We start from the raw sequence: 10,834 nt of genomic DNA on the forward strand, positions 1-10,834 counted from the left end.
CGGCGGTCGTGCCTGCCGCGCCGGCACCGGCCGCCACCGTGCCAGGCGCCGTCTCGCTGAGCTGGCAGCTGCCGGCGCAGGTCAAGGTCGGCGAGCAGTTCACCGCGGTGCTGCGCCTGTCGAGCCAGGGGCCGTTGCGCGGGCTGCCGCTGCTGCTGGGCTTCGACCCGCAGATGCTGCAGCTGGTGCAGGCGCAGGAAGGCGACTTCTTCAAGCAGGCCGGCGGCAGCACGCTGTTCAACCAGCGCTCCGATCCGGCGCAGGGCAAGCTCTTCGTCTCGACGGTGCGGCAGAACCCGTCCGGCGCCGATGCCGGCGTCAACGGCTCGGGCAACGTGCTGCTGGTGTCGTTCAAGGCGCTCAAGGCAGGCAGCGGCAAGCTGCAATTGCTGTCGGCGACGCCCGAGCCGGCCCCGGCGATGCCGCTGGCGCTGCCGGCCGAACAGCTGGTGAAGGTGCTGCCGTGATCCGCAGGCGCGCCGCCGGCTTCACCTTCATCGAGTTGATGATGACGCTGGCCATCATGGGCGTGCTGGTGATGGTGGCCGTGCCGATGGCGCAGGTGGCGGTGCAGCGCGACAAGGAGCGCGAGCTGCGCAGCGCGCTGCTGCAGATCCGCGAGGCGCTGGACGCCTACAAGCGCGCATCCGACCAGGGCCGGCTGGTGCAGAAGCTGGGCGAGAGCGGCTATCCGAAGACGCTGGACGACCTGGTCGACGGCGTGCCCGACCAGCGCAGCCCGACGAAGCAGAACATCTACTTCCTGCGCGCGCTGCCGCGCGACCCGATGGCGGCCGACGCCTCGCTGAAGCCGGCCGAGACCTGGGCCCTGCGCAGCTATGCCTCGCCGCCGGACGATCCGGCCGAGGGCGAGGACGTGTTCGACGTGCATTCGAAGTCGGGCCGGCAGGGCCTGAACGGCGTGGCGTACAAGCAATGGTGAACACCGTGCGCCGTGGCTTCACGCTGATCGAGATGCTGGTCGTGATGGCGATCGTCGCGCTGCTGCTGGCGATCGCGCTGCCGCGCTACTTCGGCTCGCTCGACAAGTCGAAGGACGTGGTGCTGAAGGAGAACCTGCAGGTGCTGCGAACCACGCTCGACAAGTACTACGCCGACAAGGGCCGCTACCCCGAGACGCTGCAGGACCTGGTCGACCAGAAGTACCTGCGCGCGGTGCCGACGGACCCGGTGACCGAATCGGACCGCAGCTGGATCCTGGTGCCGCCCAAGGACAGCGAGCAGACCGGCATCGCCGACGTGAAGAGCGGGGCGACCGGCGCGGCGCATGACGGGAAGCCTTATGAGACGCTGTAGCCCGCAAGGGGGATTTGCGTACCTGTGGGTGCTGCTGGTGGTGGCCTTCATGGGCATCGGGCTGGCCGCGGCGAGCGAGGTCTACAGCACCGCGGCGCAGCGCGACAAGGAACGTGAACTGCTCGGCATCGGCCAGCAGTTCCGGCGCGCGATCGGCCGCTACTACGAGACGCAGCTGACGGCGGGGCGGCGCGAGTACCCGGCGGAGCTCGACGACCTGCTGCGCGACAAGCGCAGCCCGGGCCTGCGCCGCTACCTGCGCCAGGTGTTCGTCGACCCGATGACGGGCAAGCCCGAATGGGGGTTGATGCGTGTCGGCGGGCGCATCGTCGGCGTGTACTCGTTGTCGGGCCGGCAGCCGATCAAGCAGGACCATTTCGAGGCGGACGACATGGCGTTTCGCGGCAAGCAGAAGTACAGCGACTGGGTGTTCACCTACCCGGCCGACCTGCTGTTGCGCGGCGATGGCGCGGCCGGTGCTCCGGCCAGCGCGGCCAGTGCGGCATCTGCGGCATCGGCGCCCTTCCCCGGAGCGAGTGCGCCATGACGCGCTGGCATCGAGGGCTCGCGATCGGGTTGCTGCTGGCCGCGGGGCCGGTGCTGTCGCAGACGGTGCGGCCGGGCTCGGCGCTGCCCGACGCGCTGAGGGACGTCAAGCCGTCGACCGGCATCTGCCGCCGCGACGATTTCAACGGGCCGGCGGACGCCGCGCTGCGCGGGGCTGGTGAGCCGAAGCCCGACCTGGCGTGCCGGCTCGGCGTCGACCAGTGGGCGCGCCTGGCCGGCGAGCCGCAGACCACGCTGGTCGACGTGCGCAGCGCTCCCGAGCGCGAGCTGGCGACCATCGACGGCGCGCTGCAGGTGTCAGCCGCCGAAGTGGCCCGCAAGCCCTTCCTGAAAGACAAGACGCTGGTGCTGCTGGGCAACGGCAAGGCCGAGCGCGAGCTCTACGCCGCGTGTTCGACCCTCAAGGCTGCCGGCTTCCGCGACGTGCGCGTGCTGCAGGGCGGCATGCCGGCCTGGCTGGGCTCCGGGCGGCCGGTGCTGTCACGCCATGCGCTGGCCAACGAGGTGCCCCGGCTCAGCGCGCCGGAACTGTGGCTGGAGAGCCATTTCGACGCCAACCTGGTGCTGGTGATGCCGGGCGAGGCGCGCGTGCAGGCCGCGCTGCCGCAGGCGCGGGTGATCGGCAACGCGGGGCTGCCGGCCCTCCAGGCGGCGCTGGCGGCGCAGCGCAAGGCGACGAAGAACCGCGCCATCGCGRCCGTCGTGCTGGTGGTGCCACCGGAGCTGCCGGCCGCGGACCTGCTGGCCTTGCGCAGCGCGCTGGCGCCGTTGCCGCTGCTGGTCTATTCCGACGGGGCCGATGCGTACGCGAAGCAGATGAAGCAGCAGCAGCAGGTGTGGACGGCGCAGGCGCGCGGGCCGAAGCAACCGGCATGCGGGCTGTGAGGGCGTCGCGCCGGGCTGTGCTGTGCCGGGGGGCGGCGTGGATGGCCGCCGGGTTGTCGATGCGCGCTGCCGGCGCCGAGGCGGGGCTCGAGCGCCAGCTGCGCTTCTCGATCACGCTGACCAACCCGACGGGCGAGACGCTGCAGGACCAGGTGCTGTGGCTGTATGCGCCGCTGGTCGACGGCCCGGCGCAGAAGCTGCTGCGCGTGAACTGCGCGCTGCCGCACGAGCTGAACCCCGACCCGCTCGGTCAGGCGGTGCTGAAGCTGCCGCTGCCGCCGATGGCGCCCTGGGGCACCAAGGTGGTGGCGCTGGGCTTCGATGTCGCGATGCGCCGCTCGCCGCTGCCATCGTCGCTGGACGACCCGCGCCCCTGGTTGAAACCGGAACGCTACATCGAGGCCGACGATGCGCGCATCCGCGAGGCCGCCGCCGCGCTGAAGCGCAGCACCGCGATGGAGACGGCGCAGGCGATCTACGAATCGGTGCGCACCCGCCTGCAATACGCCGGCTACGTCGCCGACGACCTGGGCGCGCTGCAGGCCTTGCGCCAGGGGCGCGGCGATTGCACCGAGTACGCCTTCCTCGCGGTGGCGCTGGCGCGCGCGAACGGCATTCCGGCGCGCATGGTGGGCGGCTACGTCACCGAAGGCAGTGCCGCGCCGCGCGCCGAGGAGTATCACAACTGGGCCGAGTTGCACCTGGACGGCGCCTGGCGCCTGCTCGATGCGCAGAAGGAGCACTGGCTCACACCGGTCGAGCAGTACGTGGCATTCCGCCTGTACCGCGACGAGGCCCTCAACCCGGTCGGCCTCGCACACCGATTCCGGATGGACGGCCGTTTGCGTGTCCGGATGTAAAGCAGGGGAGGCGCGCCAGGCGGTGGTCGTCGGATGTCGTGCTGGCCGCGTTGTGAGCACCACATGCCGACCACCAAGGACGAAATCTCCATGAAAGCTGTCTTGAAGCTCTTCTTCGCACTGTGTGCGCTTGCCGGTGCCGGTGCCGCGTCGGCCGAGGCCACCTTCTACGAACACGACAACTTCGGCGGGCGCAGCTTCGCCGCCCGCGACCCGTTGTCCGATTTCCGCAGCTTCGGCTTCAACGACCGCGCCTCGTCGATCGTCGTGCGCGGCGAACCCTGGGAGGTCTGCGAGCACATCGAGTTCGGCGGGCAGTGCTTCATCCTGCGCCCCGGCAGCTACCCGTCGCTCGGCTCGATGCGCATGAACGACAAGCTGTCGTCGGCCCGGCCGGTCGATCGCGACCGCCGCCATGACGAAGGCCGCTACGCGCCGCAGCCGATGGACGGGCAGATCACCTTCTTCGAGCGCGAGGGCTTCCAGGGCCGCGCGTTCAGCACCGAGCGCGACGTCGTCAACTTCGACCGCTTCGGCTTCAACGACCGCGCGTCGTCGGTGATCGTGCTCGGCGAGCGCTGGGAGGCCTGCGAACACGCCGACTTCAGCGGGCGCTGCGTGATCCTGCGCCCGGGCCGCTACCCCGACCTGCGCTCGATGGGCCTGAACGACCGGCTGTCGTCGGTGCGCGCGCTGCACCCCGCGGCACGCTATGACGAAGGCCGCTACGCGCCGCCGCCGGCCCCGGTCTACGACTGGCGCCGCCGCCCGCAGGAACGCATCTTCGAAGCGCCGGTGACGGCGGTGCATGCGATCTATGCCGCACCCACGCAGCGCTGCTGGATCGAGCGCGAGCAGGTCGTGAAGAACGAGCGCGGCGACCCGAACGTCGGCGGCGCGGTGATCGGCGGGATCGTCGGCGGCATCCTCGGCCACCAGGTCGGCAGCGGCTCGGGCCGCGACGTCGCGACCGTCGGCGGCGCGGTGGCCGGTGCGGTGATCGGCGCCAATGTCGGCCGTGATGGCCGCACCGTCTCCACGCAGGACGTGCAGCGTTGCGCCGCCGTGCCGGCGCAGGGCCGCCCCGAGTACTGGGACGTGGCCTACCAGTTCCGCGGCGTCGAGCACCACGTGCAGATGACCGCGCCGCCGGGGCGCACCGTGGTCGTCAACGAGAACGGCGAACCGCGTCTCTGAGTTCCGTTCCTGAGCCGGCAATGGCTGCTTACACGATGGACGCGCTGCGCGCGTGGCCATCGTGGCGCGGCATGCGATCCATCGCGCGCCGGGGGTGATCACGCACGAATCGTCAGATCTTCTGCGGCAGACCGGTTCGTGACAAAGGCACGCTTTCTGCGTCATCGAACGAAACCGTTCTGTGTAACAGGAAGAGAGCTCCATGCATCCCGACGATTCCAACCGCCCGAGCACCGCCTCGCGTGCCGCGCTTCTTGCGGCGATGTTCGCGTCAGCGGTGGCCGTCGCCGCCTGCGGTGGCGGCAAGGACGATGCGCCGGCCGGCAGCCCGCCGAGTTCGTCGACGCCTTCGCCGGCGCCCGCACCCGCACCGTCGCCTGCACCGAGTCCGAGCCCGGCTCCCTCGCCGAGTCCCGCACCCGCACCCGCACCCGCACCCGCACCCGCACCCGCACCGACCCCCTCTCCGGCCCCTGCGCCGAGCCCTGCCCCCAGCCCGTCCCCCGCGCCCGCACCGGGCCCGGTGCCCGACACCGGCGCGACGCCCGACCTCGGCCCGAACGTGCTGGTGTTCGATCCGTCGACGCCGCAGGCCACGTTGCAGGCCCAGGTCGATGCCGTGTTCGCGACGCAGCAGACCAACCAGTTCGGCACCGAGCGCTATGCGCTCGCGTTCAAGCCGGGCGCCTACCGGGTCAACATCAACGTCGGCTTCTACACGCAGGTGCTGGGCCTGGGCGCCTCGCCTGACGATGTGACGATCAACGGCCGCACGCAGGTCGATGCGGCGTGGTTCAACGGCAATGCGACGCAGAACTTCTGGCGCGGTGCCGAGAACCTGTCGGTCGCGCCGCAGAACGGTGAATCGCTGCTGTGGGCGGTGGCGCAGGCTGCGCCGTTCCGCCGCATGCACGTCAAGGGCAGCATGACGCTCGACCCCGGCGGCGGCTGGTCCAGCGGCKGCTTCATCGCCGACAGCAAGATCGACGGCAACACCGGTTCGGGCAGCCAGCAGCAATGGATGTCGCGCAACGCGGCCTTCGGCAGCTGGAGCGGCGGCGTGTGGAACATGGTGTTCGTCGGCAGCGACAACGCGCCCGCCGGCAACGCCTGGCCCGGCACGCCGCACACCACCGTGGCGCAGACGCCGTCGGTGCGCGAGAAGCCGTTCCTCACGGTCGGCACCGACGGGCGCTACGCCGTCGTCGTGCCGTCGGTGCGCAGCAACAGCCATGGCGTGAGCTGGCTGAACAACAACGCGCCGCCGAGCCAGTCGATCCCGATCGCCGATTTCTACGTCGCCAAGCCCGCCGACAGCACCGCCACGCTCAACGCGGCGCTGGCCGGCGGCAAGCACCTGCTGTTCACGCCGGGCGTCTACCACCTGAAGGAGACGCTGAAGGTCACGAAGGCGAACACCGTGGTGCTGGGGCTGGGTCTCGCGACGCTGATCCCGGATGGCGGCATCACCGCGATGCAGGTGGCCGATGTCGACGGCGTGAAGATCGCCGGCCTGCTGTTCGATGCCGGCACGACGAACTCGCCGTCGCTGCTGGAGGTGGGCAGCACCAACGGCACGGCCGACCACTCGGCCAACCCGAGCTCGCTGCACGACCTGTTCTTCCGCGTCGGCGGTGCCGGGCCGGGCAAGGCCGACACCAGCCTGGTGATCAACAGCCGGCAGGTGCTGGGCGACCACTTCTGGATCTGGCGCGCCGACCACGGCGAAGGCGTGGGCTGGACCGTCAACACGACGCGCAACGGGCTGATCGTCAACGGTGCCGACGTGACGCTGTACGGGCTGTTCGTCGAGCACTTCCACGAGTACCAGACGCTGTGGAACGGCAACGGCGGCAAGCTCTTCTTCTACCAGAGCGAGATCCCGTACGACGTGCCGAACCAGGCCGCGTGGATGAACGGCACGGCCAACGGCTATGCGTCGTACAAGCTGGGCAGCCAGGTGACGAACCACCTGGCGACCGGGCTCGGCATCTACTGCTTCTTCCAGACCAACCCGCAGGTCAAGCTGGGCAGCGCGATCGAGGCGCCGACGGCGGCCGGCGTGCATTTCACGCGCATGGCCACCGTGTCGCTGGGCGGCAAGGGCGAGATCACGCACGTGATCAACGACCGCGGGCCGACGGTGAAGGATGGGGCGAACAACGGGTACCTGGCGCAATAGGGTGGCGCTTCGGTCAATGCGCTGGGGGTGCTGAGGAAGTGCGCCTGATGAAGTCGAGCATCAGTGGCACCGCTGCAGCCGCATGCGTCTCCAGCAGCAGGTGACCGGCGTCGAGGATGTGGGCTTCCATCCTCGGCAGCGCGCGCATCCAGGACAGCACCTCGGCGAGATCGAAATAGATGTCGTGCCTTCCCCAGACCATCAGGGCCGGTGGCTGCCAGCGCTCGAGATGCCTGGCGATGGCCCGGAAGCGGGAGGCGTAGTTCCCATAGTCCGCAATCAGCGCTCGCTGCGTCTCCATGTGACCCGGCAGATTCAGGGCCCGCCAGTCCTCTTCCCAGTGTTCGAAGGGGATCCGCTCGGCCACCTCCGATGGGACGCCTGAGATGTACGTATCGCGCGTGCCCTCAAGGGTGAGATGCGCGGTAGCCGCCGCCTCGTTGTCCGCGTTCGGGTGCGACCAGAAGGCCCGTGTCGCGGCCCATCCCGGCCCCCACCCCGTTCGATGCGCGTTGGCGTTCTGGACGATGAGGCCCAGGACCCGCTCGGGCGCCTGCATTGCGACCTGCAGGCCCACCGGGGTTCCCCAGTCATGCAGGTAGATGAATCGCGGCCCGATCGAGAGTTGGTCCAACAGGTCGCAGATCGCCTGACCGATGGCCGGGAACGACACCGCCGGCAGCGCATCGGACTCGCCGCAGCCGGGCAGGTCGGGCGCGATGACGAAAGCGGCCCGCGCCAGCTCGGGCAGGACCTCCAGGAACATCCGCGATGAATTCGGAGTCCCGTGCAACAGCAGCACGCAGGGCCCGGACGCGTCGCCTGCCGTGATGAACGACAGTTCGGTGCCGCCGGACAGGCGAAGTCGTCGTCGGGGCGCTGGCGCCATGAGATGTTCCTCCACGTCGATCTCCCGTGAGCGTCGAATGCACGCGCCGTTGCGCGGCAAAGGGCGTGCCCACGCGATCCGGCCGCCACGCTTGCGTCAGAATCCTCGCCTGGCCGCACGATGGCCAGGGAGGACCGACACAGTGCGCTTCGGACGACACATGCTCGAACACTGGTGGCTCGACCCCGATGCCACCTACCTGAACCACGGCACCGTCGGCGTCACGCCGCGCCGCGTGCTCGATGCGCAGCAGCGCCTGCGCGAGCAGATCGAGCGCCACCCGGCGCGCTTCCTGCTGCGCGAGCTGATGAGCCTCGCGCCGCAAGCCCCCGCCCAGCCCACCCGGGTGCGTGCTGCCGCAGCGCGCGTCGCGGCCTTCGTCGGCGCGACGGGGGACGACCTCGTCTTCGTCGACAACGCGAGCGCCGGCGTCAATGCGGTGCTGCGCTCGCTGCAGTTGCAGGCCGGCGACGAGATCGTGCTGTTCGACCACGCGTACGGCGCGGTGTCGCGCACCGCCGCGTTCGTCGCGCGCGAGCACGGCGCGCGTGTCGTCACGCTCGCGCTGCCGTTCCCGCTGTCCGACGAAACGCTGCCGCAGCGCCTGCTCGAGCCGGTGCTGAATGCGCGCACGCGGCTCGTGATCCTCGACCACGTCACGTCGGAGACGGCGCTCGTGCTGCCGCTTGCGCAGCTGGCGGCGCTGTGCCGTGCGCACCGCGTGCCGGTGCTGGCCGACGGTGCCCATGCACCCGGTGCGATCCCGCTCGACATCCCGTCGCTCGGCGTCGACTGGTATGTCGCGAACCTGCACAAGTGGGCCTTCGCGCCGCGCGCGTGCGGGCTGTTGTGGGCCGCGCCTGATCGGCGCGAGGGCCTGCACCCGCCCGTCATCTCGTGGGGCCTGGACGTCGGCTGGCACCAGGAATTCGACTGGACCGGCACGCGCGACCCGACGCCGTATCTGTGTGCCCCTGACGGTATCGATTTCATCACCGGCTTCCTCGGCGAGGCGGCGATGCACGACTACAAGCACGCGCTGGCACGCCGCGCGGCGCAGCGCCTGGCCGCGCTGTGGGGCCAGCCGTGGGCGACGCCCGACGCGATGGTCGGCTGCATGGTCACGCTGCCGCTGCCGGCGCGGCTGGCGCATGGCGACGCGGCAGCGGCGCTGCGGCTGAAGGACTGGCTGCTGGACGAGCGGCGCATCGAGGCGCCGGTGATCTCGCGCGGCGATCGGCTGTTCGTGCGGGTGTCGGCCCAGGTCTACAACGACGATGACGACATCGAGCGCCTCGCGCACGCCGTCGCGGAACTGCCATGAACAAGTCGATCGGCAAGTCGACCGACCAGCCGAAGGCGGCGCCCGAAGACGGCGCCCGCCGCTTCGCGACCGCCCGCAGCTGGGAGACCTGGCTGGGCAAGCACCACGAAACCTCCGACGGGCTGTGGCTGCTGATCTCGCGCCCGGGCGCCGAGAAGGGCTCGGTCAGCTACCCCGAGGCGCTCGAGGTCGCGCTGTGCCACGGCTGGATCGACGGGCAGAAGAAGGGCCTGGACGAACACCACTGGCTGCAGCGCTTCACGCCGCGGCGCGCGCGCAGCATCTGGTCGAAGGTCAACTGCGAGAAGGTCGCGGCGCTGACCGAACAGGGCCGCATGCAGCCGGCCGGCCAGCGCGAGATCGATCGCGCCAAGGCCGACGGCCGCTGGGAGCAGGCCTACGACTCGATGCGCACCATCACGACGCCGCCCGACCTGCAGGCCGCATTCGATGCCCAGCCGGCCGCCGCCGCCTTCTTCAAGACGCTGAACAGCGCCAACCGCTATGCGGTGCTGTGGCGCGTGCAGACCGCGAAGAAGCCCGAGACCCGCGAGCGCCGCATCGCGACGCTGGTGGCCATGCTGGCCCGCCATGAAAAACTGCACCCCTGATACACGGCGCGCGACGCGCTGTCATCCTCCAACGTTGGTAACACGTCGATGGGATCGGGTTACCTGTCGTGACTTTTCTCACGGGGTCCCCCGATGTATGACAACGGCTTGCCGGGCGCCCCATCCCCTCGGATCAAATGAGTGCCCACCGCCGGATTCGCAGCGATGACCTTCCGACCATGACGACGCCTCGCGCCCCCCAGAAACCCGACTTCGGTCCGACCACGCAGTTCGACACCGTGCCGGCCAGCGATGTGCTGCTGGCGGGTGCGCGCGTCGGCGGGTTCCGCATCGTCGAGCTGATCGGCCGCGGCGATTCGGGCGTCGTGTACCTGGCGCTGGACTCGTCGCTGCAGCGGCAGGTCGCGATCAAGGAATATTTCCCGACGGCGCTCGCGCAGCGCGAGGATGGCCGGCAGGTGGTGCCGCGGCGCAGCGGCGATGCCGCGGCGCTGGAGGCTGGCCGCCGCGAGTTCGTGCAGCGCGCCAAGCTGTTCGCCCGCTTCGAGCACTCGGCGCTGATCCGCGTGCAGAGCCACTGGGAAGAGAACGGCACCGCCTACTACGCGATGAATTTCGTGCCGGGTCCGAACCTGGCCGGCGCGCTGAAGGCCCTGCCGCGCGCGCCCGACGAGGCCTGGCTGCGCGCGATGCTGACGCCGCTGCTCGATGCGGTCGATCTGCTGCATGCGGCGCAGGTCCACCATGGCGGCATCTCGCCCGAGGCGGTCGTCGTGCGCGGCGTCGGCGTGCCGGTGCTGCTGGGCAGCACGCCGGCGCCGGTCGACGAGAAGCCGCCGGTGCCACCCGGTGCGTGGACCGACCTGCGCGCACTGGCCAGCCTGCTGCACGCGGCCGTCACCGGCCAGGCCGCGCTCGGCGCGGCGGTGCCGCGCGTGCACCGGCCGCTGACCGGGCTGCCGTACGACGCGCGCTTCCTTGCCGGCATCGACCGCGCGCTGTCGGTCGATCCGCGGCAGCGCCTGCGCAGCGTCGCCGAAT

At 70.5% G+C, this 10,834-nt stretch carries 12 protein-coding genes and 1 pseudogene; 12 read left to right on the forward strand and 1 reads right to left on the reverse strand.

Annotated features, from left to right (window positions below):
• The 9 genes and pseudogenes from AC1DXV_RS25330 to AC1DXV_RS35290 all read left to right on the forward strand — a co-directional run.
• Positions 1-467 (forward strand): cohesin domain-containing protein (locus tag AC1DXV_RS25330; protein ID WP_477936144.1); only part of this gene is annotated, 467 nt, incomplete at its 5' end.
• A complete protein-coding gene (locus AC1DXV_RS25335) occupies positions 464-943 on the forward strand; it encodes a type II secretion system protein (protein ID WP_477873521.1) in 480 nt (159 codons plus the stop codon). The genes AC1DXV_RS25330 and AC1DXV_RS25335, both read left to right, overlap by 4 nt.
• Positions 937-1,317 carry a type II secretion system protein gene (locus AC1DXV_RS25340; RefSeq protein WP_465113906.1) on the forward strand — a complete coding sequence of 127 codons (381 nt, stop codon included), beginning with the start codon at positions 937-939 and terminating at the stop codon, positions 1,315-1,317. The genes AC1DXV_RS25335 and AC1DXV_RS25340 overlap by 7 nt, the downstream gene beginning before the upstream one ends.
• Positions 1,304-1,864 (forward strand): type II secretion system protein, encoded by a 561-nt coding sequence (locus tag AC1DXV_RS25345; RefSeq protein WP_477873522.1) that lies wholly within the window; start codon positions 1,304-1,306, stop codon positions 1,862-1,864. The genes AC1DXV_RS25340 and AC1DXV_RS25345 overlap by 14 nt, the downstream gene beginning before the upstream one ends.
• Positions 1,861-2,769 (forward strand): rhodanese-like domain-containing protein, encoded by a 909-nt coding sequence (locus AC1DXV_RS25350; protein ID WP_477936146.1) that lies wholly within the window; start codon positions 1,861-1,863, stop codon positions 2,767-2,769. Before AC1DXV_RS25345 ends, AC1DXV_RS25350 begins: the two co-directional genes overlap by 4 nt.
• A gap of 41 nt (positions 2,770-2,810) precedes the next feature.
• Positions 2,811-3,629 (forward strand): transglutaminase-like domain-containing protein, encoded by an 819-nt coding sequence (locus AC1DXV_RS25355; RefSeq protein ID WP_477936148.1) that lies wholly within the window; start codon positions 2,811-2,813, stop codon positions 3,627-3,629.
• Positions 3,630-3,719: 90 nt separating this feature from the next.
• Positions 3,720-4,826, forward strand: a complete 1,107-nt coding sequence (locus tag AC1DXV_RS25360) for a beta/gamma crystallin-related protein (RefSeq protein ID WP_477866757.1) — start codon at positions 3,720-3,722, stop codon at positions 4,824-4,826.
• Positions 4,827-5,028: 202 nt separating this feature from the next.
• Positions 5,029-5,382: pseudogene (locus AC1DXV_RS25365) on the forward strand (hypothetical protein); the annotation flags it as partial.
• A gap of 513 nt (positions 5,383-5,895) precedes the next feature.
• Positions 5,896-7,008 (forward strand): pectate lyase-like domain-containing protein, encoded by a 1,113-nt coding sequence (locus tag AC1DXV_RS35290; RefSeq protein ID WP_489740490.1) that lies wholly within the window; start codon positions 5,896-5,898, stop codon positions 7,006-7,008.
• A gap of 13 nt (positions 7,009-7,021) precedes the next feature.
• Here the strand turns inward: AC1DXV_RS35290 and AC1DXV_RS25370 are convergent, their stop codons facing one another.
• Entirely contained in the window at positions 7,022-7,912 is an 891-nt protein-coding gene (locus AC1DXV_RS25370) for an alpha/beta fold hydrolase (RefSeq protein ID WP_477866759.1), read from the reverse strand.
• 145 nt (positions 7,913-8,057) lie between these two features.
• Between AC1DXV_RS25370 and AC1DXV_RS25375 the strand changes: the two genes are divergently transcribed.
• The 3 genes from AC1DXV_RS25375 to AC1DXV_RS25385 all read left to right on the forward strand — a co-directional run.
• Positions 8,058-9,221: an aminotransferase class V-fold PLP-dependent enzyme gene (locus tag AC1DXV_RS25375; RefSeq protein WP_477866761.1), complete on the forward strand. Its 1,164-nt coding sequence runs from the start codon at positions 8,058-8,060 to the stop codon at positions 9,219-9,221.
• Complete coding sequence (locus AC1DXV_RS25380; protein ID WP_477936150.1) at positions 9,218-9,832, forward strand: YdeI/OmpD-associated family protein; 615 nt, start codon at positions 9,218-9,220, stop codon at positions 9,830-9,832. Before AC1DXV_RS25375 ends, AC1DXV_RS25380 begins: the two co-directional genes overlap by 4 nt.
• A gap of 179 nt (positions 9,833-10,011) precedes the next feature.
• Positions 10,012-10,834: protein kinase domain-containing protein (locus AC1DXV_RS25385; RefSeq protein ID WP_477936152.1), on the forward strand; the 823-nt coding region annotated here is incomplete at its 3' end.

This window comes from Rhizobacter sp. P3_C12, assembly GCF_056402735.1.